At 56.3% G+C, this 26,558-nt stretch carries 16 protein-coding genes and 3 pseudogenes; 8 read left to right on the top strand and 11 right to left on the bottom strand.

Features of this window, described 5'->3' with window-relative positions:
* Positions 1-57 precede the first annotated feature (57 nt).
* Positions 58-270: a hypothetical protein gene (locus ACM561_RS04440; RefSeq protein WP_425908346.1), complete on the top strand. Its 213-nt coding sequence runs from the start codon at positions 58-60 to the stop codon at positions 268-270.
* Positions 271-937: 667 nt separating this feature from the next.
* Here ACM561_RS04440 and ACM561_RS04435 read toward each other — a convergent pair.
* Positions 938-4,111, bottom strand: coding sequence for an efflux RND transporter permease subunit (locus ACM561_RS04435; protein ID WP_425908344.1), 3,174 nt, complete (start codon positions 4,109-4,111; stop codon positions 938-940).
* Between the two features lie 31 nt (positions 4,112-4,142).
* Complete coding sequence (locus tag ACM561_RS04430; protein WP_425908342.1) at positions 4,143-5,291, bottom strand: efflux RND transporter periplasmic adaptor subunit; 1,149 nt, start codon at positions 5,289-5,291, stop codon at positions 4,143-4,145.
* Between the two features lie 828 nt (positions 5,292-6,119).
* Here ACM561_RS04430 and ACM561_RS04425 point away from each other — a divergent pair.
* The 3 genes and pseudogenes from ACM561_RS04425 to ACM561_RS04415 all read left to right on the top strand — a co-directional run.
* Complete coding sequence (locus ACM561_RS04425; protein ID WP_425908340.1) at positions 6,120-7,592, top strand: porin; 1,473 nt, start codon at positions 6,120-6,122, stop codon at positions 7,590-7,592.
* Between the two features lie 1,101 nt (positions 7,593-8,693).
* Positions 8,694-8,855, top strand: a pseudogene (gene tnpA / locus ACM561_RS04420) (IS66 family insertion sequence element accessory protein TnpA); the annotation flags it as partial.
* Positions 8,856-9,005: 150 nt separating this feature from the next.
* Positions 9,006-9,491 (top strand): annotated as a pseudogene (locus ACM561_RS04415) (IS66 family transposase); the annotation flags it as partial.
* 413 nt (positions 9,492-9,904) lie between these two features.
* Here the strand turns inward: ACM561_RS04415 and ltrA are convergent.
* Positions 9,905-10,918 (bottom strand): group II intron reverse transcriptase/maturase, encoded by a 1,014-nt coding sequence (ltrA, locus tag ACM561_RS04410; protein ID WP_425908338.1) that lies wholly within the window; start codon positions 10,916-10,918, stop codon positions 9,905-9,907.
* A 212-nt stretch (positions 10,919-11,130) separates the two neighbouring features.
* Between ltrA and ACM561_RS04405 the strand changes: the two are divergent.
* Positions 11,131-11,760 (top strand): annotated as a pseudogene (locus ACM561_RS04405) (DDE-type integrase/transposase/recombinase); the annotation flags it as partial.
* A 432-nt stretch (positions 11,761-12,192) separates the two neighbouring features.
* Here the strand turns inward: ACM561_RS04405 and ACM561_RS04400 are convergent.
* The gene (locus tag ACM561_RS04400; RefSeq protein WP_425908336.1) at positions 12,193-12,420 is read right to left on the bottom strand and encodes a hypothetical protein; all 228 of its coding nucleotides are present in this window, start codon (positions 12,418-12,420) and stop codon (positions 12,193-12,195) included.
* A gap of 559 nt (positions 12,421-12,979) precedes the next feature.
* On the opposite strand from ACM561_RS04400, the gene ACM561_RS04395 reads away from it, so the two are divergent.
* Positions 12,980-13,222: an ATP-binding protein gene (locus ACM561_RS04395; protein ID WP_425908334.1), complete on the top strand. Its 243-nt coding sequence runs from the start codon at positions 12,980-12,982 to the stop codon at positions 13,220-13,222.
* A 491-nt stretch (positions 13,223-13,713) separates the two neighbouring features.
* A complete protein-coding gene (locus tag ACM561_RS04390) occupies positions 13,714-13,896 on the top strand; it encodes a hypothetical protein (RefSeq protein WP_425908332.1) in 183 nt (60 codons plus the stop codon).
* A 267-nt stretch (positions 13,897-14,163) separates the two neighbouring features.
* Here the strand turns inward: ACM561_RS04390 and ACM561_RS04385 are convergent, their stop codons facing one another.
* Together ACM561_RS04385 and galE are read right to left on the bottom strand one after the other, a co-directional pair.
* Positions 14,164-14,538 carry a hypothetical protein gene (locus ACM561_RS04385; protein ID WP_425908330.1) on the bottom strand — a complete coding sequence of 125 codons (375 nt, stop codon included), beginning with the start codon at positions 14,536-14,538 and terminating at the stop codon, positions 14,164-14,166.
* A 227-nt stretch (positions 14,539-14,765) separates the two neighbouring features.
* Positions 14,766-15,773: a UDP-glucose 4-epimerase GalE gene (gene galE / locus ACM561_RS04380; protein WP_425908328.1), complete on the bottom strand. Its 1,008-nt coding sequence runs from the start codon at positions 15,771-15,773 to the stop codon at positions 14,766-14,768.
* Between the two features lie 802 nt (positions 15,774-16,575).
* Here galE and ACM561_RS04375 point away from each other — a divergent pair.
* Positions 16,576-17,586: a metallophosphoesterase family protein gene (locus ACM561_RS04375; RefSeq protein ID WP_425908326.1), complete on the top strand. Its 1,011-nt coding sequence runs from the start codon at positions 16,576-16,578 to the stop codon at positions 17,584-17,586.
* A gap of 74 nt (positions 17,587-17,660) precedes the next feature.
* Here the strand turns inward: ACM561_RS04375 and ACM561_RS04370 are convergent, their stop codons facing one another.
* From ACM561_RS04370 to ACM561_RS04350, 5 genes are all read right to left on the bottom strand, one after another.
* Positions 17,661-18,974 carry an HlyD family type I secretion periplasmic adaptor subunit gene (locus ACM561_RS04370; protein ID WP_425908324.1) on the bottom strand — a complete coding sequence of 438 codons (1,314 nt, stop codon included), beginning with the start codon at positions 18,972-18,974 and terminating at the stop codon, positions 17,661-17,663.
* Positions 18,974-20,983, bottom strand: coding sequence for a type I secretion system permease/ATPase (locus ACM561_RS04365; RefSeq protein WP_425908322.1), 2,010 nt, complete (start codon positions 20,981-20,983; stop codon positions 18,974-18,976). Before ACM561_RS04365 ends, ACM561_RS04370 begins: the two co-directional genes overlap by 1 nt.
* A 108-nt stretch (positions 20,984-21,091) precedes the next feature.
* On the bottom strand, positions 21,092-23,773 hold the full coding sequence (locus tag ACM561_RS04360) for an Ig-like domain-containing protein (RefSeq protein WP_425908320.1): 2,682 nt from the start codon (positions 23,771-23,773) through the stop codon (positions 21,092-21,094).
* 536 nt (positions 23,774-24,309) lie between these two features.
* Positions 24,310-25,350 carry a glycosyltransferase family 2 protein gene (locus ACM561_RS04355; protein ID WP_425908318.1) on the bottom strand — a complete coding sequence of 347 codons (1,041 nt, stop codon included), beginning with the start codon at positions 25,348-25,350 and terminating at the stop codon, positions 24,310-24,312.
* Entirely contained in the window at positions 25,340-26,407 is a 1,068-nt protein-coding gene (locus ACM561_RS04350; RefSeq protein WP_425908316.1) for a glycosyltransferase family 4 protein, read from the bottom strand. The genes ACM561_RS04355 and ACM561_RS04350 overlap by 11 nt, the downstream gene beginning before the upstream one ends.
* Positions 26,408-26,558 lie beyond the last annotated feature (151 nt).

Genomic DNA, 26,558 nt, shown 5'->3' with positions numbered 1-26,558 from the left:
AGCCGGCAGCAGCTCGTATCTAGAATCCTGCAACCCTAACGGCGCGCTCCGTTTAGCATGCTCGTGCGGGACCTTCTCGCCACCATCACCACACCTGTCGTCTTGGTCGGGCACTCGCATGACGACATGGCTATCAGCGGCGCAGCGAACAGCATGGCAAACATGACCTACGTTGTCGCCTCGGGACGGTTCAGCCGGGCAATCAAAGCAATTTCGACGAATAACTTTGCTCTAACTTCCCGCGGCTGCATCGCCATTCAGGCCTTTTGAAAATCGTTCAAGGAACTTAGTTTCCTTAAAGAAGTACGCTAACGTTGGGAGAAATCATTATGAAGATGCTTTCGCTCTGCGCGATGGCAATAATCTGTTTTGTTGTCCTATCGCATACCGCAAACGCGCGATCGGCTTATGATGGTTCTTGGGACCTCGTCTTCGTGACGCAACGAGGCGCGTGCGATCCTACCTACAACTTCACCGTCAATATTTCTAACGGAGTTGTGACGCATCCTAATCTCGTAAGGTTCAGAGGATACGTCGCGAAATCTGGCGCGGTTCGCGCTTCGGTGACCGTTCAGGATAACTACGCCTCCGGCTCCGGCCGACTCTCCAGTGTTTCTGGCCGCGGGACATGGAGCGGCCACGCGGGGAATGCGCGATGCTCGGGCTACTGGACCGCGCAACGAAATTGATATCTTCAAGCCCCGGCATTTTGCCGCCGACAGTGCTTATGGCTCGGCTGCGAACCTCGCCTGGCCAGTCAAGGAGCAGCAGACCGACTAAGAGGAGGACTAAATGGTTAGTTCCACAAAGCCGCGCGCCATCGGTTTCAACCACGTGGCGCTAGAAGTCGGTGATATAGAGGAAGCGCTGGAATTCCGAACCGCTCGACGTCTTCGGCGAGGCGTTTCGATGTAAACGTGCCATGACGACGACGCGGTTATGAAGGATGTTGCGTCGTGTCGGCCGTACCGCGGCGGGAGAAAGTTGACGCAATCCAGCGCACCAAAACATAGAATAAAGGCGTGAACACGAGGCCGAACAGCGTAACGCCAAGCATTCCAAAGAAGACGGCGGTCCCGAGAGCCTGTCGAAGTTCGGCACCTGCGCCGGTGGCGATCACTAATGGTACGACGCCAAGGATGAACGCGATCGAGGTCATCAGGATCGGGCGAAGCCGGGTACGCGCCGCCTGTACTGCTGCATCCCAGCGACTGGCGCCGTCATTCTCCGCTTGCCGGGCAAATTCGACGATGAGAATGGCATTCTTTGAGGAGAGGCCGATGAGCACCACAAAGCCGATTTGAGTGAGGATGTTGTTATCCATGCCGCGCAACAGCACGCCTGTCACTGCAGCAAGCAGGCACATCGGCACAATCAAGATTACTGCAAGTGGCAGCAATACACTTTCGTATTGTGCGGCCAACAATAGAAACACGAACACCACCGCAAAGCCGAATGCGACAACGGCGGTATTTCCAGCAACTTTCTCCTGCAAGGCGATCTCGGTCCATTCGAAGCCAAAGCCGGACGGCAAGTTCTTGGCGAGAATATCTTCCATAGTACCGATCGCCTGGCCGGTCGAAAACCCTGGGATCGTGGTACCTTGCACCTCTGCGGCGGGAAAGAGATTGTAGCGCGGGACGCGGTACGGCCCGGTAATGTCGCGGAAAGTCGCAACCGCACCAAGCGGCACCATTTCCGCCGCGTTCGAGCGGGTCCGTAAGGCTTCCACATCTCGCGTCGAAAGCCGGAATGGGTTGTCGGCCTGCGCTGTCACCCGATAAGTGCGCCCCAGGATGTTAAAATCATTGACATAGGTCGACCCCATATAGGTCGACAGCGTGTCGAAGAAACGCGATATCGGCACACCGAGCATTTCGGCCTTCGTGCGGTCGATGTCGGCAAAAACCTGCGGCGTCGAGGCGTTGAATAACGTAAAGACCTGAACGAGCCCAGGAGTCTTATTGGCCAAGCCAGTTATCGCGTTGACGACTCGCTCAAGCGCACGGGGGCCGCGACCGCCGCGATCTTGGACATACAGTTTAAAGCCGCCGCCCGTGCCGATGCCGGGGACCGAAGGTGGTGGAATGACTAGAACGAAAGCCTCGCGCAACGCTTGCATCTGCGCGCGCAGATCATCAAGGATCTTTTCAGTCTTAAGCTTATCTTTTTCCCGTTCTTCAAAAGGCTTGAGAGTGACGAAGATGACGCCGGAATTGGGAGCGTTAGTGAAAGTCGCGCCGTCGAACCCGGCGAAAGTCACGGTGTGGGCGACCCCTGGCCGTGATAAGAGACGGTCCGACGCCTTGCGCATAACGGCGTCGGTGCGTTCGAGACTAGATCCCGGCGGCAAAGTGATGGCCGTGATGAAATAGCCACGGTCCAGCGGTGGGATAAACCCAGACGGCGTGCGGGACATTTGGAAGTAAGTCAGGCCAATCAGACCGACATAGATTAGGAGCATCAACGCCACGACTCGCACGATCCGTCGTGTCAATCCCGCGTAACCGTTCGAAAGCTTTTCAAACCCATTGTTGAATACGGTAAAGAAGGCATTGAACGGTCGGCCGAAGGTCATCCAAAAGCCAGGCTTTTCCTCATGATCATGCGGCCGCAGAAACAGCGCAGCTAGCGCTGGCGATAGCGTCAATGACACGATGGCCGAGATGATCGTGGAAGACGCAATGGTGATAGCGAACTGTCGATAGAACGCGCCGGAAATGCCAGTGATGAATGCGGTGGGAATGAATACAGCGCAAAGAACCAGAGCAATTGCAACCAGTGCACCACCCACCTCATCCATGGTTTTGTGTGCGGCGTCACGCGGGCTCAGGCCCTGGCGAAGATAACGTTCGACGTTCTCCACCACGACGATAGCATCGTCCACTACGATGCCAATAGCCAAGACAAGTCCAAAGAGAGTCAGGTTATTCAGCGAGAAACCAAAGGTGGCCAACACGAAGAATGTACCGATCAGCGACACCGGAATAGCGACCACAGGAATGATCGCGGCGCGCCAGGTCTGCAAGAAAAGAATGATGACGAGTACGACAAGAACCAGTGCTTCGAACAAGGTCTTGATCACCTCGTGAACTGATTGCTCGATAAATTGGGTGGTGTTGTATGCGATGCGGTAGCTAAGACCGGGGGGAAAATTCTTCGCAAGGTCGTCCATCGTCGCGATTACAGCGGCTGCGGTCTTGAGCGCATTTGAACCGGGACGCTGGTAAATGCCGACTCCGGTTGCGACCTTGCCGTCAAGATAAGCGTTCGTGGTGTAAGTATAAGCGCCCAGTTCCACACGGGCGATATCCCGCACGCGCGTCACCCGGCCGTCCTGGTCCGTCGCGACAATGACGTCGCTAAACTGCTCCGGACTGGAGAGCCGGCCCAATGTCTGCACCGCTAGCTCGAATCCAACCGGCGACTTCGCGGGCGGCTGATTGATGGCGCCAGCGGCAACCTGAATATTAGCGCCACGTAACGCCGTGATCACATCGCTCGCGGTCAAACCGCGCGATTGCACTTTGGCCGGATCAAGCCAAATGCGCATGGAATAGTCACGCGCGCCGAACACGATCGTATCACCAACCCCGTCGACCCGGGTTAGCACGTCTTTAATATTGATAGTAGCGTAGTTCGAGATATACGCTTGGTCGAGCGTGTCATCGGGCGAAATCAAATGAATCACCATCATCAGGTCAGGTGACTTCTTTTTGACGGTTACGCCGATACGCTGCACCTCTTCCGGCAAACGCGGCAACGCGATCGAGACTCGATTCTGCACCAAGACCTGCGCGTCGTCGATATTTGTACCGGGTTTGAAGACTACGTTAATCTGTGTCGTGCCGTCGCCCGTCGATTGCGACACCATATAGATCATGTTGTCGACGCCGTTGATCTCCTGCTCTATTGGCGAAGCCACCGTATCCGCCGCGATATCCGCCGCGGCGCCAGCATACGTCGCCGTCACCTGGATAGTGGGCGGAGCGATTTCAGGATATTCGGTAATCGGAAGCGCGCGAAGAGCGATCGCGCCGACAAGCGTCAGGATAATTGAAAGCACGCTAGCGAAGATTGGTCTGTCGATGAAGAAATGAGAAAAGCGCATTCAAACCTCACCACCCCGCGCCGAGCGACGCTTAGTTCGCGGCGGCCTTGATCGTTCCGTCCTCGGCCTCGACCTTTTGTCCGGGCCGCGCGCGGGCTAAACCTTCGATCACGATACGGTCATTTGGCGCAAGGCCCGAGCGAACGACGCGCAGTCCATCGACGATCGGCCCCAGTTCTATTTTCTTGACGCCAACCGTGCCGTCTTCAGCGACCACGAATACGATCTTGCTCGCCTGATCGGACACGATCGCGCTATCCGGAATCAGGAATGCTTCGCTGTTGCCGCCGTACAGCCGCAGCCGTCCAAAAAAGCCAGGCGTCAGCAATCCATCCTTGTTATCGAAGATGGCACGACCGCGAATCGTACCTGTCTTCGGGTTAATGGCGTTATCGACGAAATCCATTCGGCCCGTGTGCTTGAAATCAGTCTCGTCGGCGAGACGAACGGAAACCGGGTTCTCCACGTCGCGCGACGATTGTCGCCCTCCGGATGCGGCGAGACGCAGGTAGTGCAGAAGATCAGATTCGCTGCCATCGAATATGAAGTGAATGGGATCAAGCGAAACAATTACGGTCAGCAACGTCGCCCCGCTCTGCCCACCCGTGATTAAATTTCCGGCATCGACGCGCCGATCGGAAATACGCCCGGCTATGGGGGCGCGGACCTCGCTCCATTCGAGGTTGAGCTCGGCTTGTTTGAGCGCAGCTTCTGCCGCGCCAACTCCGCCTGCGGCCTCGCGCTGCGTGGACCTTCGCGTGTCGAACTCACGCGCGGTTAAGGTCTGATGGCTGATTAGCGGCGCCCCCCGCTCCACGTCGGCCGTGGCGATATCAAGCTTGGCTCGCGCACGTTCGAGATCGGACTTGGCCTGATCGACCGCGAGTTTATAGGGCCGCTGGTCGATCACGAACAGGAGATCACCTTCTTTGACAATCTGACCGTCCTTAAAATGAATGGAGTCTATGAAACCGGAGACGCGTGCACGAACAACGACTGTCTTCATCGCCTCGAACCGACCAGTGTATTCATCCCATTCGGTAATCGACTTCTGAATTGGTTTCGAAACGGTGACGGATGGCAGCGAAGGAGGATTGGTGCTCGCCGCCGGTTTGGTGTCACAACCGGAAAGCAAGCCGGCCAGCAACAAGGCAATTATAAAAAATGGAGCTCGTACCATCAGAGCCGCCTCCAACACGCGTCAGTCCCAGAGAGTGTTTCGAAATATTGTAGTGAAAGCGAGTCCATTTTCAGTTTGTTCATTCTGCACTAACGACCACGCCATCCGTAGCCGTCGCATTGACGGCCAGAGCGGCTTCCCAGCGGTTGAGGTTCGTGACGATAACGGTCCTGTCTTGCAAGCGCGCGATCTGACTTTTGGATCGACCGGTCCTGCTTAACGCTCCCAACCATGAGGCAGCGGTAGCTAAGGAGGGTAGGTCAATCACGCATGAGCAGCAACGCACTGACCGTCGCCTGAGCGAGAAGGTGAGTGCGCGGACAGGTCATTTTTACAACCAACCACTGACGGATGTATGATGCACCTACTCGAAGGTTTCCGGATCAAGAAAGCAGTCAGTCCGTGCAGAGAGGAAGTTAGGCAGCCTTCCGCAAGCGCTTTCCCGCCGCAATCGCCTCGGCGAATATGTCGGTTACGGAACTCTCCTCGCAGCCGATCAGACAGCCGACCGCAAACGCCTTTGCCCTGCTGTGCTGGCCCGCGCGAAGTCACGTGCCTGCTCCAGATGCACACGCATATCGTTGAGATTGCCGAGGTCGCTCTGTAGCTTCTTTAAGGCGGGATCAAGATGAGGTCATCGCAACCGAGGCAAGAAATAGCTGAAAACCCGCGGACAGGTTGTTCACCGACAGAGGGGGAAGAAGGATTCCATTCTGATCCGGCCCAATCGGTTTTTGCCTGTAATAAAAGCGTCATAAGACATTGAAATAAAGCCTCCGATTTCCACGGGTTCGCGTCAAAAGATCTCTTAAAACGAGCAAAGCAATAATGAAAAAGAGATTAAGCGCAGCAATATCCAGTGTGGGATTAATTCTCGGTACTTCCCTTTTTTCCCCGGCCGGCGCGCAGGAAATAGACCTGTACGTCGATACGGTTACCAAGCAGGTTTATACGGAGCCCGGTAAAAACCGGGTGAAAATGGGTACCTTTCAGCAGGTACAAAAAGGTGCCAATCGGCAGGACAAGAAAAGCTCAGATCGCCAGGCACAGAAAAAAACAGATCAGCCGGCACAAAAAGATTCGGTTCAGCAGGCACGGAAAGATTCAAGTCAGCAGGCACAGAACGAACCGGGGCCAGCCTTCGTACACGAGCCCCTACCTGAAAGACCCAAGGAAGAACACTGGTACGACAGAATGCACATTCGCGGGTATACGCAATTTCGCAATAGTACCACTGTGAGTGGCGACAAGGATGCGGTTGTTTATTGGCCTGATAGATCGGTCGGCGAAGATACCTCATTCTTGATTAGGCGGGCACGTCTGATTTTGTACGGTGATATCACCGATAATCTCTATCTGTATTTCCAGCCTGATTTCGCCAGTACGCCGTCCGGCTCCACCACAGGCAATTTCGGGCAGTTAAGAGATGCCTACGCCGATATCTCCTTCGACGACAAGAAAGAATTCCGTGTCAGGCTCGGACAATCAAAAATCCCGTTCAGTTTTGAAAACATGCAATCCAGCCAAAACCGTCTTGCACTTGACCGTGCTGACGGAATCAACACGTGCTGTCGGGATGAGCGTGACATCGGCGCATTCTTCTACTGGGTTCCAGCAGAAATACGCGAGCGGTTCAGAGAGCTGGTGGCGAACAATCTGAAAGGATCGGGCGATTACGGCGTGTTCGCCTTCGGCGTCTACAATGGACAGGGCGCCAACCGCGTCGAATTAAATAACGACATGCATATGGTGGCCCGCGTCACCTACCCGTATCAATTCAGCAACGGTCAAATCTTTGAAGCAGGCGTCGAGGCTTTACACGGGCGCTTCGTGACATCGAACGGTCCTGTGAACGGAATTACCCCGGTCATGGTCGCGCCCGCCAAAGGATTTGTCGATGAGCGGGTCGCGGTGCATGCTGTGCTTTATCCGCAGCCTTTCGGGTTACAGGCAGAATGGAATTGGGGACGGGGACCTCAGTTAAACGGCGTTCAGAGGTTGATTACTGAATCCCCGCTCACCGGTGGATATGTCCAGGCCACATACAAATACGATAGTGGACCTTGGGGAATCCTGTTCCCGTTCGTTAAATGGCAATACTACGAGGGCGGTCAGAAATTCGAGCGCAACGCCCCGAAAAACCTCGTCAATGACTGGGAGCTTGGCGTCGAATGGCAAGTCACCAAAGCGATTGAACTCACAGCAGTTTATCACATGATGAATCGTACCGATGTGCTGAATGCCCCTTACGAACGATTCAGGGCTGATGCCGTGAGATTCCAGGTCCAGTGGAATTACTGACTCATAGAAAAGCTGTCCGATCATTCCTGCGCGGCGCCTGAACCGGAAGGGATTGGTTGTGCTCTTCAGCCGACATCGGCGGACAGACACGAAAGGATAATTCCCGCAACCTATGAGGGCGAGGGTTGCGGGCCATTGGACTCTAGACGCGCGTGAGCGGCATGTCCAAGTATCTCGGCGGGGCCACGGGCCCTGACCCTAGACGAGAGCCGCGTAGAAGCAGATCGATTTGACAACCTCGCAAGAGGTCGGTGCACCGGCCGCTTTAACTAACGTTTGCTTCCAGCAAATTACTTAGCCCGCTTTTCATCGACGCGGCGACACTCGAGAGTGACCTCTCCGGATTAAACCCCGCAAAACTGCAATCGCAGCGATCCGATATCCTTTCAGCTCTTTTCTTTACAGCGCCCGCACCGATCGAGTGGTTCTTTAGCCCAACTCAAGCAACGCCGTCGGGCACCGACGTCACGACAAGTGCGGCGCACATTCGTCCAGTTTGCGCCCCCCGGCTATGGCTATGAATGGATGAGATCCATGTCCCCACCAGATCGACGTCGGTATCACTACAGGAATGGACTGCCACCGTCCGGCGACAGTCCGGATCGAACTATGTCTCCCGTCTCGGTTTCCCATAAACGGGAATATTCGGAGCGTCAGCCGGAGATTTTGGCATTTCAGTTGCCTATGACCGTGAAAATGGTGGGCGGAGACGAAAGCCAATGCGCAAAAGCCCGCAATTAGCGGGCTTTTCGCTAATTCTTCGGAGATTCCAGAAAATATCGCACTGGATGGCTGGCGATGCAGTGGTGCACAACCAAATCTCCATCGAAATTCGCTGGTAACAGGGAATTTTACAGGGAATTTTGCCTATTTTTCCTGTGAAAGACTAACTCTGATACGAGAAGCGCCCTTATTGCAGGCATTTCTTGAACAATTCCCTACAAAACCTATCAGGGAAAACAATTTGAAAAACAGGGAAACGACGGCTGAAAGCTGGGAATTGCGTATGCATTGAGGTAAGCGTCCATTTCTCGCACCCTTGTTCGATCGTTAGCGACCCCGATCTGTTCCTGTCTTCAATTTGAAGATGGAGAGAACAGCATGACGAGCGAACATCGAGGGTGCAGGCGTCAAGGCGAGGATTTTTGGCGGGCGCATCACGAGGCATGGACGCGTAGCGACTTGAATCAACGTCAATATTGTGAAGCGCAAGGCATTCCGCTCAAGGCGTTTGGCAACTGGCGATCGTTGTTTAAAGTGGAGCCACAGCCGCCCAAGCGGAAGCTGTTGTATCGACGACGCTCCTTAAGTCCTCCCCTTAGTCCGCCGTTAAGTCCCCTCGTAAGTCCGGGATCTTATCCCTCCTCGGCGGCAGCGGAGCCCATTGTTCCAAGACCACGTGAAGGGCATCGGCGACGGTTCGCCGAGCTTTACGTGATCGAGGCCGCCATCCGCGGCCAGACCGCGGAAGCACGGCAAAGCATGCGTCGATCAAAGTCGTTGCCTCTGGTCACGGCGATGAAAGCATGGCTTGAAATGTAACTCGCCCAAATCCCGCCGCGCGGCGGGCTCGCCGATGCCACTCGCTATGCCCTGAGCCGCTGGGATGCTCTTTGCTGCTTCCTCAATGACGGCCGCATCGAGCTCGACACCAACACCGTCGAACGCGCCATTCGCCCCATCACGCTCGGACGAAAGAACCACCTGTTCGCCGGATCAGATGGCGGGGCTCAGCGCTGGGCCACAGTCTGCTCCCTCATCACCACGGCAAAGCTAAATGACGTCGAGCCCTTCACCTATCTCAAGGACATCCTTGAACGAATGTCGGCCGGTCATCCCATGAGCCGGCTCGATCAGCTCTTGCCATGGAACTGGCGCCCGGCAACTATCCTCAACTAAGATGACGTGTCAGGAATAGACGCTTACGCCTTAGGGATCGCGGTAGGGACGCTCATTGCTGAGCGCCCCCCGCACAGATCCGAGCGAGCCCAATTCAGGCACTCGGCTCCCACCTTGGGTGTTTGACGGCGAAGCGTGCGTTAGGCCAAGGATGAAGAATGCGGGGATGGGGAAGGTAGTCGTTCGCCAGCTTCGTGATGCGGTCCCACCTTGTCCGCTCCTCCTGGCTACGTCGTTTGAGCGAGCGTCGCCATAAGTCCGTAACGTGGTACCGGAACGCATGCAGTGCGCGACTGTTTGTCGGCACGGCATGATACGCGAAGTAGCCTGTCACGACTTGCTTCAGCCAGTTCCCTTGTTGAGGGATTGGGTGATGCATCCGCCGTCGCAGCTCCTTCTTGATTTCCTTAAGTTTAGCCCGCATGCGGTCGCCACGAGACTTTCGCTGGAGTGCGAAGCGCCCTTGACGTGTTTTCCCGCAGTGTGAACCCTAGAAACGTGAAGGTTTCCGGTTTTCCGAGTCCGCGCTCAGCACGCTGGGTCGCCGCGAAGCGACCAAACCTGATCAGGCGGGTTTTGTCCGGATGAAGCAACAGCGAGAACTCCCGCAAACGCTCGCGCATGGCATCCCAAAAACGCCGGGCGTCGCTCTCGTGCTGGAAGCCGATGATGATATCATCAGCGTAGCGCACGATAATCATATCGCCCGTGGCCTGTCGCCGTCGCCAGCGTTCGGCCCATAGATCGAAGACGTAGTGCAGGTAGACGTTGGAGAGCAGCGGTGATGCTACCGATCCCTGTCCAGTCCCGGTTTCACTAACGGTTATGATCCCATCTTCGAGGATTCCTGCCTTCAGCCATTTCTGGATCAGGCGGATCATGCGCGGATCGTTGATCCGGTGCTTCAGGAATCGGATCAGCCAATCCTGGCTGACCGAATCGAAATAGGACCGGATATCCGCATCGAGGATATAGTTCACCTTTTTGCTGGTGATCCCGACTATAAGTGCGTCCAGCGCATCATGCTGGCTGCGCTTCGGTCGGAATCCATACGAAAACCCGAGGAAGTCTTCCTCGTAGATCGCATTCAGCACCGCGATGGCCGCCCGTTGGACGATTTTGTCCTCAAGAGCGGCAACCGCGAGCGGGCGCTGCTGGCCATCCGGCTTCGGTATGTAGACCCGTCGAGATGGTTGTGCCCGATACACTCCCTTATGGAGCCGCGAATACAGGTCCACTATCTTGTGATCGAGGTCTGCCTCGTAGGCTCGCCATGTCAGCCCATCCACGCCCGGGGCCGCGTTCTCCTTCAGTTCGGCGAACGCGTCTGCGAGGTGGTCGATGCTGATATGATGAAAGAGTGAAGTGAACTTCTCCTTCTTCCTCTGCCTTGCTACTTGCCGTATGCGGTCCAGCGCAAGGGACACGCTTCCCCGATTCTGTGCCCGGCGCGTGCTTTGCTGTGCCGCATTCCCCTTGGTCCCCGCCCTTCGCTCCACCGCCTCCGCGGCCGGTTGCCCGACTTTGTTCGGCGGCTTCACAGCTACTATGGCGGGGTCTGACTTCCCGCATCCGTACATCATCAGCTACGGCTCCTCACCTTTCCGATGCGGACCGACATGGGACGACCGTGTCGGTCAGACGCGGGATCTCCCGGTTCCCGTTCAAGAAGCTTCTGTACATGCCAGGGTCAAGACTTACGAGAACGACTATTTCCACATCGACATCGCCGAGCTGCGCTATGAAGGCGGCAAGGCTTATCTGTTCGTGGCCGTGGACCGGACCTCCAAGCTGGTCTTCGCCAGAATCTATCGGAAGGCGACGAAGCTCGTGGCGGCGGGTTTCCTCAAGGCGCTGGTGAGAGCTATTCCCTACAAGGTCCACACGGTGCTGACGGATAACGGCGTTCAGTTCGTCCAGCACGACAAGAGAGCCGGGGGTGGCTTCGCCGCTCACGTCTTCGGAAGGGCCTGCGCCGAGAACAGTATCGAGCACAGGCTCACCAAGCCCTATCATCCGTGGACCAACGGCCAGGCTGAACGAATGGTCCGAACCATCAAAGACGCAGCCGTTCGCGCCTTCCACTACGCCTCGATCGACGGCCTGCGGCGCCACGTCCGGGACTGGTTGCTGGCCTACAACTACGCCAAGCGGCTCAAGGCCCTCCGCTTCAAAACCCCACTCCAAGCTATCAAAACAAATCAGCGCCGAAAAACCACAGTTGTTCACCCGTCAGCCAAGCCATGACATGCTGGGACTAAACACCTAGGACAACAAGGATGGAGTCGCCCGTAAAGCCCGACGAGGGAGTGGCTACGGCGGGACCAAACATCGGCGACCCAGGAGACGCAGCCTCGCAGCGCACCAGGCACCGCCACGTGAACACCTGTGCGGCAAGAAAGCGGTGCCGTAGTCATCTCCGACACCCGAGCGCTCTCGCCGACGTTCGACGAACCTAGCCTTGTCGTCAGCCGAGAAATGCCGAGAGCGACCTGTCGCCGTGATGACCTCGACCCGATGCACCGCGGCCTTAGGCTTATGATAAGCGAGCCGATCCCCGGTTCAGACATCGAGCTTCTTCATCAACGCCTCAAAAGCAAAATGGGCCAAAACACCCGCTAAAAGCAGGCTCAAATTAACTGATAGAATTAAGCCAAGTTCCCGAAGGACCGTCTAGACCAACAGCTTACGCAGGATCACTTCATTGATGAGGGATCAGCTTCGTCAAAAGCTTGATCCCTTCAGTTAGATACGAAAACATATAGTGATCTACAAAATCGTCGAAACTTGGCGAAGTAATTACAATGATACCAAACAAAATCTCCGCAACAAACCCAACCAGCAATTGTTTCGTATCGCAATCTAACCTGTTTATAAAACGCCAGAAAAACACAAAATTCATATGCATCGCTTCCCAGCATGTAGCCACGCTGTTCTCTCCTTGTATAATATGTCTTTTGACAGGCAACCAGACGTGCGATTTTCATCAATCAATGTCGGCTTAGTTCCTGACCCTAAGCGAGCAACTCCCTACCTGCACCGGACCATGGCGCTTGACCTGCGACCAAGATACGTCCGCGCGCATCCGGCAGGTATGCCGCTGTCATAAGTGGCGCAGATACTCCTGCGCCACTCGTCTGTGGTGAATCTCTTATCGAAATGCCTGCGCACCCTGATTGTCTGTCGAGCTCTGCAACCTTCGAATGGTCTGTACGGCTTCTGATTCCTCCGATACTACAAGCGAGTGGCACCGTCGCGACCTCCGGGATTGAGCCCGACTTGAAGGCAATGACGGACCTGCCGTAGGCCCCGGTCTCGATGATCATGAGACCGAACGGTTCTGGCCAATCGATGAGGGATGAGTGAGCGTGGTCGCTCGCTTGAAAATGCGGAGCGTCAAAGACGAGGGGAAACGACGGTTACCGGCAAGCTGAGGCTCGCGCCGACAAGCAGGGCCGCATTGCCGATCATCTTACCGCCTCGACTTCATGGTGCTGGACGAACTCAGCTATCTGCCGTTCGCCCAAGCGGGCGGACAATTTGCTATTCCACCTGATCTCGAAGCTCTACGAGCGCACCTCGATAATCATCACCACCATCTCGCCTTCGGCGAATGGCCGACCGTCTTCGGCGGCGCCAAGATGATAACCGCGCTGCTCGATCGCCTTACGCATCACTGCGAGATCGTCGAAACCGGAAACGAATCCCGGCGCTTCAAGAGTCGCTCTTAAAACTAAAGCCGAAAAGCCAAAGCCGCGCACCTTTCAGAAACCCAAGCAAGGGTCACTTTTGCGCGAAAATATGGGGTCCCGATTCAGTGGTAATTGACAGCCTGACAGTCGATCGAAATCTCCAGCGTAAAATTGCCTTCGCGCCTATCAAGCCGAAAGCTGCGCGAGCGCAGGTAAAGTGTCTCTCCACTCGCCCTTTTCCGCCCACGGAACAAAGCGACTATAAAGCTTCTTCCTCTGCCCAAATTGCATCGTCCCCCCAACTCAATGCGGCTGCGTACCTCTAAAAGCTGACTCGTAGCTACCCAACGAGGAGCTATAATCGGTGGACCCGGCACGTCAGCATTGCCACAAGCGGCGTTCCGGGACGTAAGCCATGCAGGCCTTCGCCAACGGCCTTTTCTTCGCGCCGGTGACAGAGGTGACTCAACCAAAGCAGCCTCGTGAACACTGAGAACCAGCGGCTTGGTAGATAATTGAGGGAGTTTCAAATGGCGATCCGGGCATCAGATCGGCGGATACTCATCCAAAATAATATCGCTGCGGTGGGGAGCAAGGATTCAAGCCAAAACCTTGCCACTCAGTACGCAAAGCTATGCCACCTGCGGGAGATCGTCTGGAAGGCCGAAGCCGAAGCTATTAAACGAGCACACAGCCAATTGCGACCGCAATGAATCGCCTATAGAGGATAATTTTTTTCCTCGCATTTATCGCGACTCGTCTTGGGTTTGTTGGGATCCATCGTGACTTATCCACGGCCGCAGCCAGAGGGATCACGGCTGCGAAGTTGCTATCGGTGCTGTCTGCACGCAACATATGCGTCCAGCTTGCTGACTTGGTTGGATTAAAATTAGTCAGCGATCGTGTAATTTTTTGCGATTTCTACGGTCGCTCGGAATACAGCGAACGAGCGAGGCTCGTATTAGCTCACGCCCGACCCGTCATGGCTTGAAATCGGGAAACCTGGCTAAAAGGGCCGCCATGAGAAACTGGAAGTGAGCGATATTACTAGTGAGTTCTTCGATCCGGCGTTGCGCCTTCGAGATTTCGGCTTCAAGCTGATGAAGCAGTTGGCTGTCATGCGCCTCCCGCGTGAGATATTCGTCGGTATCATTGCCTAACGGCACTGCCGCACGCGCCAATACATCATCCAATCTGCGTACAAGACCTGTCCTCTCCGCCTCAGCAGCAGTCAGTGATTGCTCGATCAATTGCGCAATTGATGCCACGCGCGAACGATCGTTTTCGGCATCCCGCCCCGCCGATCGCGCCTTGAAAATCCGATAGTCCCTCGCTCGAAGAAAGAACTGGAACATGCGCTAACCTCGTCATTTGGGAAATAGCTTTGCACCACTAACGTCAGGTTACTCCCGGCAAATCCCCGCCGTGGGCACGGATATCTCATTTCACCTTCATGCAATTTCGTAACGCATTGATCTATTCCAGACGACCTCGAAATGATCCTCCGCCAATTAATTCGAAATCATGGTTCGGCAATCCCGCGCGTTGATGCGAGATCGCTATTGTCCGGCCGAAACCTGGATCACCGGCCTCCCCGCAACTGCTCAAATGCACCTTTGGTGTGCCAGTTCCATGCCGTGCGTATGATCGTCCCGAGGTTGGAATGGATAGGATTGAATCCGAGATGCATTCGAGCGACGGAAGAATCCGCGATCAAAACGGATGGATCGCCCGGGCGCCTCGGATGATAAACCAGCGGCATCTTGCATCCTGCCTCCGCGAAGATTGCAGATAAAATCTCGCTCACGGAATATCCGACGCCGGTGCCCAGGTTGTAGGCACCGCCCGCGTGATCCCCCAGCAGCATGTTCACCGCCTGCACGTGCGCACTGGCAAGGTCAGTGACATGAATGTAGTCGCGGACTGCGGTACCATCAGGCGTATCGTAGTCGTCCCCAAAAATTCCGAAGTTAGGAACCTCTCCTTGCAGGGACATCATCGCCCGCGGAATCAAATGGGTTTCCGGATCGCGGTATTCGCCAATCGTTCCAGACGCATCGGCGCCACTCGCATTGAAGTACCTGAAGCAAATTGAATTGAGGTCATAGGCCTGCCGATAGTCGGACAGGATTTCCTCAATCATCAACTTCGACTTGCCATAGGGATTGACCGGAAACCGGGGCGCACTTTCCGGAATGGGATCCGATCCTGCATTTCCGTAGACCGCGCCCGTGCTGGAGAAGACCAGCCGCCCGCAGCCTGCCCCGCGCATCACGCTCAGCAGCGCCATCGTGCCGCCGACATTGTTTGCGTAGTACTTTTGCGGATCAGTGACCGACTCCCCCACCAAGCTGGAGGCTGCAAAATGCATGACCGCAGAAAAATCATATGACTGAAAAGCCGCCTGAAGTTGCCTCCGGTCCCGGACATCTCCGGTGACCATGGGACCCCACCTCACGAAACGCCGATGACCTGTCGAAAAATTGTCGAAACAGACCGGACGGTATCCGGCTTCGGCCAACGCCTTGCAGCAGTGCGAGCCAATATAGCCAGCACCGCCTGTCACCAATATCGCGCCCCGGTCAGTCATTTCTGGGACCTCATACTGATAGACACTGATTTAACTATTCAATTCAATTTTCTCAAGATATATATTGCAAACTTGATATTACCCTAACGACGCTGATCTGAATAGCAGCAGTGTTACATTCATTCTGGCTCCCGGATAGCCCTTAAGCATACGGACTTTAATCATGCGATTAGCCCTCTGATGAGAGTTGAAGCCAACTTGGGTTCATTCCGTCAGGCGATTCCAGAACTGGGCGATCAAAATGCCCGTCGCGCCGCCGGCCATCTGAATAAACAGGTCAGGAAGCCGGCCATGTCGATCGGGCGTATCAACCGAGTTATCTCGAGAATGCAGGCGCCACAGAGAACGAGCGCCGCAGCGACACCCGGCCGACACGGATACGCCAGCCCCAACAGCGAGCCCGTCACTGCAAACGCAGCGAAACGGTCCAGGCCCACGCCGACAGCATGAGGCCGCAGGTCAATCGGCGGTAACTTACGAAAACGATGATGCCAAGCTTAGCCAAGCGGCTGTCGCGACAAGCTTATGTTACATGGCTGCGCCGCTGGCGTATTAAGTATGAATAATAAACCTCAATCTTCCTTAAATCTAGGTAGCGCCCATCATACAACGCAAGCCTTAATATTGAGCATATTGAGCGATCGCTTTCATTTCGGCAAACTAAACGGTTGGCTCGTACACATTCTCAATAGCGATAGGATCTATGGTGGCATTTAATGCTGCCGACGCTCTTGGAAAGGCAGTACCTTAGGCCAAATCCGTCGCTGTTTATTCTTGTCAGAATCGGGGTGAGTTGGATATCGTGTGGAAGCTGCCTCCTCGACGAAATGAAAGAAAGCCTCCGCATGTTCCGGCGGGAGTTCGCATCTACGCAATCGGCGACGTACACGGCCGAGCTGATCTTTTGGCATCATTACTTCTTCAGATCGAGGTGGATATCGCGCTCCATCCAGTATCCCGGCCGATCGCTGTTTTCCTTGGTGACTACATCGATCGCGGCCCGGACTCGAAGGAGGTCCTTGAACTTCTGATCACGCCAGGCCGTACGCCAGAAATGGTTTTCCTCAAGGGAAACCATGAAACATTCATGCTCAATTTCCTGAAGACCCCCGCGCTCCTGGATAATTGGCGGCAATATGGTGGTCTTGAGACCCTCGTCTCGTACGGACTGAAACCGCCGATAAGTCCGTCCTTTAATGATCGAGCCAGACTCGCGCGCGACCTCGCCAGCGCAACGCCCGAATCTCACCGCAAGTTCTTTGAGGCTCTCAAGCTTTCGTTCGTCTGTGGAGATTTTCTTTTCGTGCATGCGGGCTTGCGTCCGCTCATTCCCATTCAACAGCAGACGGAAGACGACCTCCTCTGGATTCGCGACGATTTTCTGCTTTGGGACAAGGCGTTCGAGAAGATCGTTGTCCACGGCCACACGCCCGTGCTTGAACCGGACGTCCGATTCAACCGGATCAATATCGATACCGGTGCCTTTGCAACAGGACGTTTGACCTGCATGACGATCGAGGCCGCCGAGATCATGCCCCTCATCGACGTACGTGACTGGCTCGACAAATTGCCGGATGTCGAAACATCCCAGGGCGACACGATTGGATTAGAGGAGCCAGTCAGCTCCAGCGATACCGTCAGACACGCTGGGGGAAGCAATGCCGTCGCCGGATATCCGGCGCGAAGGTCGGATTCCGCTGCCGCGATCCACGCGAAAAGACTTAAGGAAGACGTGAATGCCTATGACGCGCCCACACGCTTGCGGCTCGACCCACGGCGATCCACGAATGCGTTCAGTCATCCCCGGCGATGAATCTTCGCCTTGCGCCGCCGATGCAAAGCACGGCGACGATGCCAGGATGCGACTGCAACGCGCCGGCGCTCCGACTATTTCTCTTTGAATGCCCTTGCGGCCTGATCGCGCAGAGGCTTCATCAAATAAGATAGCGCTGTGCGTTCTCCCATTTGAATAAAGGCATCCACAGGCATGCCGGGAATCAGCTTTACCGAGCCCAGACGTTCAAGCTCCTCCGGCTTCAACACGATACGCGTTGTGTAGAAGCTCGTGCCCGTACGCTGATCCTGTGTAAGATCCGGAGAGATCATACTGACCGCGCCCGTTATTTCGGGCGTGGTGTGCTGGTTGAATGCCGAAAGCCGCAGGATGGTCGGCTGCCCGACATGGATATGATCAATATCCTGAGGCGCGATCTTGACTTCAACCGCCAGGGTATCGGCATCGGGTACGATCAGCATGATTTGCTCGCCGGGCCCGATCACGCCACCGACGGTATGCGCCGAGAGCTGATAGACAACGCCACTCTGCGGCGCGCGAATGTCAATGCGCTGCAATTGGTCAACCGCGGCGATCCTGCGTTCAGACATTTCGGCAATCTTTGAGCGCGCCTCGATGAGATCTTTACCGACCTCGCTGCGTAGATCCTGGTCGACCTGGATAATCTGAAGCTGGATCTCGGCCTTCTTGCCCTTGGCCTGAGCAATCATACCGGACAATTGACTTCGTTCGCCTTCGATACGAGCCGAATCGCGCTCCAGTGCCGTCAAACGACTGATCGGCACGAGCTTCTTCTGCCAAAGAGTTTGTACGCCTTCGAGTTCCTGTCGGATGAAGTCGACTTCTTTCCTTTTCGCCTCGATTTGTGCCTGGTAGCCGTTGATTTCATCCTGCAGCTGCGCGGAACGCTCCTTGAGCTGCGACTTTTGTCCTTCGCGCGCCTGACGGCGCAGGTCAAAAAGACTGCTCTCCGCGGAGATAGCGCGAGCGGCGTCTGAGGTCGGATCGCGTGCGCGATCCAGGAGAGCGGCTGGGAAAACCAGTTCCGGAATATTGTCGCGTTCGGTTTCGAGGCGCGCCTGACGCGCCAGAAGCTCATCGACGCTTTTTGTGATAATTGTCGCGGCTGCCCGGGTTTGCGTTTCGTCTAGACGAACCAGAATGTTACCCGCACGCACATGGTCGCCATCGCGCACGCGCAGTTCGCCGATGACACCCCCCGTCGGGTGCTGGACCTTCTTGACACTGGAATCGACAACGAGAACGCCCGACGCGACCACAGCGCTTGAGAGCTCGGTGGTTGCGGCCCAACCGCCAATTCCCAACGTCACCAGAAAGACGAGAATCGTTCCTGCCAGCAGGTAGCGCTGAATCGAATGCTGGGCCGAATCCCGATCGTTGCTCATCACTCCCCTCCGCCTTCGGCAGCCATTCTCAGCGGTACCGGGGCCGAATTGCGCAGGACTTTGTTGAGGACTTCATCCCTTTCACCGAAAGCCTTGGCCGTGCCATCGGCTATCACTAGCACATGATCGACACCATCAAGTGACTTTAGCCGATGCGTCACGACGATGACGATCCCGCCGCGGCGACGCACATTCAAAATTGCCTCCGTCAGAGCCGCTTCGCCCTCAGAATCAAGATTTGAACTCGGCTCATCAAGCACCACGAGAAACGGATCGCCGTAAAATGCGCGCGCAAGCGCAATTCGCTGGCGCTGTCCCGCTGAAAGAGCCGCGCCGCCCTCACCGATCCGGGTTCCGTATCCATCAGGGAAGGAAAGAATGAGTTCGTGAACACCGGCCGCGCGCGCGGCACCCAACACGGCGGTGGCAGTCGCCTTCGGATCGAAGCGCGCGATATTGGCGGCAATACTGCCGTCGAACAACTCGACGCCCTGCGGAAGATACCCGAGGTACCGGCCGAGGGCCTCAGACGACCATTGATCAAGCGCGGCGCTGTCGATCCTGATCTTGCCGTGCAACTGGGGCCAAACACCCACAAGGGCGCGCGCCAGAGACGATTTGCCAGACCCGCTCGGCCCGATAATTCCCAATCCTTGACCGCTCGAGAGTGCGAACGAGACATCATACAGGACCGGCCTCTCGGCGCCGGGCGGTACGACGTGGATGTGGTCGACGCTCAATGATCGCTCTGGCGCCGGAAGCTCCATAGGCTCCTGCTCCTTGGGTAGGAGTGTCAAAAGCTGATCAAGGCGCCGCCCTGCTTGCCGCGCGCTCGTAAAGCCCTTCCAGTTCGCGATGGCCATCTCCACAGGCGCAAGGGCGCGCGCGGTCAAGATTGAACTGGCGATAATGATACCCGCCGTGGCTTCCTGATGGATAACCAGATAGGCGCCGACAGCAAGGACGCCTGATTGCAGGATCATGCGGAAGACCTTCGACATTCCGCCGAGGGCGCTCGCCGCATCGCTAGCTGCTTCGTTAGCAGCCATATAGCTCATATTAACTTGATGCCAGCGCTCAGCAGCACGATGCCTCATTCCCATGGCTCGCAAAACTTCTGCGTTGCGTCGCCCTTCGGAGGCCAGCGCGTTTCGTGACGTCGCAAACCCCGCAGATGCCTTTGTAGCTCCCTTAGTCCGCATCTCGGCCAGCACAGTGAATACGACGAGCACGCAAGCGCCAATCAGCGCCACCACACCGATCCAGAAATGGAAATAGAAGCAGATACCGAGATAAAGCGGCATCCATGGAATATCGAAAAGCGCAGTTGGGCCGCCGCTGGAAAGAAAATTGCGGACCTGATCGATATCGCGGAGCGGCTGCAATCCATCACCGTCGCCACGGGCTTTTAGCGGCAGGCGGACAATGGCATCATAGACCCTGAAACCTAAGGCCTCCTCAAGATGCCGCCCGGTGCGGCCGCTGATACGAGCGCGAACCAGATCGAGCGCACCTTGGAAAGCGTACAGAATGGTCGCCAACAGAAGCAGTGCGATCAGCGTCGACACACTGCGGCTTGGCAAGACGCGGTCATAGACCTGCAGCATGAAGATTGAGCCGGTCAACATCAGGATGTTGCTCAAGCCGCTGAAGACCGCCAGCCCCCAAAATGCATGACGGCAAGAAGCCAGAAAATCGCCGATCTCGGACCTCTGTCCCGCATACGCCGCAAGAGTTCCTCGCTGCCGAGATGAAAAAACCAGCGGTCTGATCCGTTCAATCGCCTTCCCCACACTGTCGTGAAAACGATAAAAGGTACCACCGCCCGCAACCGCATCAAACAGCGCGCGTAACTTGGCCCCGAATTCAGTCGATCGGAAATTTCGTCGTGGCCCGGCCGCTGATGAAGCTGCCTGAAATAGCCTCTGCATGCCGGCCGGTGCGATCATCCGAGCAGGCTGATCCCTATTGGGTAGCGGAACTGAAGCCCGCCGGCCAAATTCTGCCATCGTATTTGCCCCGCGATCCTAAGATTTAGCTACACCCAAGAGCCGCTTGACGGCTCCCGGGGATCGCTCTCGCTATGGACTCGTTACGCTGAACGAGCTTCGACGCGACTACGCAAAATGGAAGTCGGTCTTGTCCAGCGCCGCCAGCTTCGTATCCTTCAGCGTCAGCGTATTGCCTCCGCCAGCGTCGATGGTGACATCGTTTCCGCTCTGCGCCGCGTGGGACAAGACGTCCGCAAAGTTGTCGAACACGCTTTTGCTGAACTGCACTACATCGTGGCCACGCCCCGCCGCGGTGAAGTTGCTGATAACGTCAGCGCCAAAGTTCGACTTGAACACGAAGGTGTCGTGGCCGCCGTTACCCTTGAACAGGTCATTGCCCGACGTGGCTGTCAGCACATCATCGCCATTTGTCCCCAACACGGCACTTCCCGGCACTTTGCTTGTATTGCCGGCCTTGTCCGTCACCGTTACCGTGAAGTTGTGAGCCACATCCGAAACCGCGGATGGCGTCTTATAACTCCAGGTGCCGTCGCTTCCGACGTTGACGCTGCCAAGAGCCTTGGTATTGCCGTTATCGTAGATATTGATCTGGCTGTAAGGATCGGCAGTCCCCTTGAATGTCACCGTATCATTCCAGTTCTGGAAGACCTTGGTAAAATCAGCGGACGGCGTTGGCGCGTGCGTATCGATTTTTACATTGAACGCCGACGAGGAACCGCTGGTGTTACCCGCTACGTCCATCGCCTTGGCCGTGAAGCTGTGGCTGCCATCCTTGAGCGCATCGGTGGCATAGGTCCAAGCTCCCTTGTCGTTCGCCGTGGCGGTGCCGATTTGCGTCGTCCCGTCGAACACCTTCACCGTGCTATGCGCCTCGGCAGTACCGGCCAAGGTCACATGATCACCATCGGTGATGGTATTGTTCGAAGCGATCTTCGGCACAACTGGCGCAGTGGTATCGATCGTCACGGCCAGGACAGCCGACGCTGCGCTGGTGTGCCCCGCCGCGTCGGTGGCTTTCGCCGTGAGATTGTGGCCACCATTGGCCAGCGCCGGAGTGGTATACGTCCACGCTCCGCTGCTGTTCGCGGTCGCAGTCCCGATTTGGGTTGCGCCGTCGAACACTTTCACCGTGCTGTTGGTACCCGCGGTACCCGTGAGGTTCAGGGTATTGTCATTGGTGATGCCGTCACCCGCAACACCACTATCGTTCGAGAACGATATGATCTTGGGCGCACCCGGCGTGCTCGGTGTCGGTGCCGGAATCGGCGCGCTTGGCGCAGGTCCGCCGATGACCGGATCAAGCGGTAACGACATCGGACTCGTGTTGCCAGCCACATCTGTCGCGGTCGCGGTCAGATCGTGGGCTCCGGTTGATAACGGCGACGTCGTTACGCTCCAGGTGCCGTCCGCTTTCGCAGTCGTCGTTCCCACCAAGGCGAGACCGTCGTAAACTTTCACTGTGCTGTTGGCTTCCGCCGTGCCGTTCAACAGCACCTGATTGCTATTAACGATCGAATCGCCCAGCGCGACGGGCACAGCCGGCGCCGTGGTATCGACCTTGATTGAAAGAGCTGCGGAAGCAGCGCTGGTGTTACCGGATGCGTCGGTGACCTTCGCCGCTAGGTTGTGATTCCCATCGGCCAAGGCAGCCGTCGTATAGTTCCACGCCCCGCTGCTGTTGGCGGTCGCAGTTCCGATCTGAGTGGCGCCGTCGAACACCTTCACTGTGGCGTTCGACGTCGCGGTGCCGGTAAGAGTCAGCGTGTTGTCGCTTGTGATCTTGTCGCCAGCAACCCCACTGTCGTTCGAGAACGACGAAATAACCGGTGCGTTCGGCGGCGCTGCTGGAGCAGTGGGGGTCGTAGGGGTCGTGGGCGCATTGGCATCCTGCAGGACGCCGCCGGTTTTCATATTAACGTTGTGGACGTAGATCGACTTGGAACTGCCATCGTCGGGGCCCGAGTTGGGATAAACGAAGCCGTATCCCTGCGGATCGTAATAGTTGTCATGCACCGTTACGCTGGTCTCGATCGAACTGTTGTCGACCGACACGAAGTAACTTGGATTGCCGACCATCGTATTGTGGCCGATTTCGCCGCTGGCAACGTACTCCGTCATCAGGCCTTGTGTGGTGCCGCCATTCTGCATCGTCGTGTTGTAATTGATGGCGACATTGAATGGACCGCCCGCGAGCTGCGTGTAATCACCATGCGCGCCGGACGCCAATCCACCGTTCTCGATAAGATTGTGCTGAATGACGACGGTCGAATTGGCACCGCCATCGATCTGCTGGATCATGTCGCCGCCGGCATTCTTGAGCCAGGACTGCTCAACAGTGAAACCATTGCCGCGATACGAAATCAGGCCACCCCAGCCCGGATCCTTCCCGGCACCGTCAATGGTGCAATACGAGACGGTCATATTAGACGCCGCCGCAGTCGAGATGATCGGCGCGAGATTGTTGGAACCAATCAGGAAGTTGGAATTCGTGATCGTCGTGTTCGCGGCCTGAACCGACACCTGCCAACCACCGTTGAGCGAGAAGTCATAGCCATCAAGCGTGACGTTATTGCCCGTCACGGTGACAATCTTGGTGGTTGTGTTGACGGAAACTCCCGCCATCGAGATCGTTGCCGGATTCTTGAGAGCCAGCCCCTGCGGCACTCCTACGTGATAGTCTACACCTGCGACGTTCCATGCAGGCCGGTTCGCGCCATAACTATTGAGCAAATCTGAATGCTGCGGTGAACCAGCTGATGCATTTGCGGAACCATCATTAACTGCCATCTAGTCTCTCCAGCATAATTTCAACCAAGCTTCCCCAAGGCACGCACTCAATTTCAGTGGATTTTCGAGTGGCATACCCAAAATGCGACACGAGCGTGCAGCATGAGAGGGACGTAATGGTCGACTGGTAGAGGCATTTTTAAGACCACTTGGCGGCGATTTTAAACGTCCTCACCAAAACTCACCGGGATAAAGACCGTGTGCGGCGTAATCCCTTTAATTAGCTCACGCATTCACAAAGTGTGTCGTCACGCCGCACCTGGGAGAAAAATGCAAAATCCCTTGGTTGTAGGCGCCAGTATTGCAATCGCATTTTCTGGAGTCGCTGTTCGCCGCCACGCCAGAATGCCAGCAAATTACCCAGTCTTCCGGGCGAGAGTCTTATTCTCCGGATCACTGGTTCTCTGCAGCTTCGTTGCTCAGTTTCGATTTTAATCACATCAACGACGATCGGCGGTATGTCGCGTCGGCGCTTGTTGCCGACATCCGGCGCACGCTCAGTTCCCCGCATATTTCATATCGGAATGGATAGAAATCTATGAGCCGTGATCCTGCAACCCGAGCGCCACGTCCGGCGGTCCGGTTTTTCCCTTGACGCCATCCAGCAATCCCGCAAGGGCAACTTTCGCAGCGCGCGGAGATCCATTGAGCAGATATCGCGCAGCAAACAGCAGGCCGACCGCAAAATGGCAGACCCAGCGCCATCCCGCAAAGCGACGGGCATAAAGAATACCGTTTCGGGCGGAAAGATAGACCGACAAGTGCGAGCGTTTTCCGGGGTCGACTGCGGATCCGATGGCTGTGCCACCGATGTGACGAATGACGGCTTTAGCCGCGAAGCCGATCCGGTGTTTCCCACGACGACGTCCCCAGTCCAGATCCTCGATATAAAGAAAGTAGTCTTCGGCCATGAGGCCGACCTCTTCGACGAAAGCGCGCGTGACAAGAACGCAAGCGCCGCTCACTGCATCAATGTTGGCTAGAAGTTCAACTGACGGCGCGCTGCCCGCCGGAGAGTTTCGCCCCACGGCCACCACGCGACCCGTTAAACGCGACCAATGAAGTCCGTAATTGATCACCTTGTCGGGCGCGTCGTCGAAAACCAGTGTCCCGCCAATCATGCCAAACCCTTCGGCGGCCTTCGCCATTAGTTCGGACAGGCAATCGCCGTCTACTTCCGTATCGGGGTTCAGGACCAGAACCGCGTCCCACCCGGGGCCGCCAAGCAGTCGCTCGAGCCACGCATTGACGCCACCGCCGTAACCCAGATTGTCTGCTGCGAGCCCCAGACGAACCACATTTCCCAGACCGCGAAACCGGCATTTGACGACTTCGACCAGCCGACCTGCCGGTTTGTCCAGCGCATCCGCATTGTCGGCGATCTGATGCAGCGCCCCGCCAGAACCGGCAACCACAGTTTGCAGCCGTTCAAAGACTTCGCGGCCTCCATTCTCGCAAACGAAGACCTCGAAATCTTTCCAGCTGGATTGCGCCAGAGACTTCAAGCAGCGGTCAACATCGCCGGGATTGCGGTATGCAACAATGAGCACGGCCAGTTTTGCGCGATCAACCGTCATAACCCAGGCAATCCATCACCTGCTGCCGGCGGCGGTGCGCGACTGCATTCCATATAAACTGCTGCGACCGCTCGACTGCCGCGCTCGACATAGTCCGCCGGCATCCAACATCCTCAGCCAACAGGCGAAGTGCCGCAATCCAGCCAGGGGCATCGTATGGATCGAGCACAAAGCCTTCGCAGCCATGACGTACGATTCGGCCCGCGCCCATACCCGTCGTCACGATCGCAAGACCAGAACCGCAGGCTTCATACATCACCAGCGGACTTCCCTCCTCCAGCGACGGAAAGACGAAAATATCCGCCGACCGATAAAGTGATCCAACGTCCTGAACATAGTCGAGCACAATCACGTCACTCCTGCTGAGCAGGTCGGCGCATTTCTCCTTGATGATCGGCTCCATCTCGCCGGCAAGGACGAGCCGTCCCTTCACTCCGCTCCGTGCCCAGTAATCAAGAAGCAGGTGGGCTCCCTTCCGGACGCAAATGGCACCGACGAAAATCGCAGTGATGCCCTCGCCCGAGGGAATTCGCTTGCGGCATCCGGAAAGACGGGCCGGATCCCAGCCATAGGTTGTTTCGAGCATCTTGTGGGAAGGCACGCCATTCTCAAGCAGCGATGCCTCTACCAACGGGCTGGGGCAAAAGATGCGGTCGACCGCTTCCGAAATTTGCGTCTCACGATCGACCGTCTCGTCGGTTATCCCGTGCGCAGGAGGAACTCCGAGCCGCTGGTAGGCGTGATCGAGAATCCTTTTGGCAGTGCCGGTATGACAATTGAACTGTTCGCGAAAAACTGAAATGTCGCGCCGCTTCAATTCCCGAAGCGTCTCGACGCTTGCATCAGGCCAAAGGTAGGCGGCGGCAGATCGCGGCGACTGAGACCGATCGATACACGCAAGAAACGCTTGCTCTATTCCGCGTTTCGCATGACTCTGGACCCACCGATACGGCATATATCGAGCCCACCCCGGCAGAACCTCGATGACCTCCACCGATGGCAATAACCAGTGGCTCCGGGGAGTAATGATGGCCACATTGAAATCCCGATCAGCCATGCCGCGAGCGAGAGAGCCGCATGTATACCCGACGCCCTTTCCATTGAGCGGTAATGGCATTAACACACTAATCGAGATCCCCATTCGCAGCCTGATCCTCATCCAGGTTCGTCGACAATCAACGTTAGATGTGCCGGCCCCACCAAACCAT

Origin of the sequence: Nitrobacter sp. TKz-YC02, assembly GCF_049852135.1 — a bacterium.
Taxonomy (GTDB): domain Bacteria; phylum Pseudomonadota; class Alphaproteobacteria; order Rhizobiales; family Xanthobacteraceae; genus Nitrobacter; species Nitrobacter vulgaris.
The sequence above is the reverse complement of the archived record's forward strand: the minus strand, read 5'-3'. Positions and strand labels throughout refer to the sequence as shown.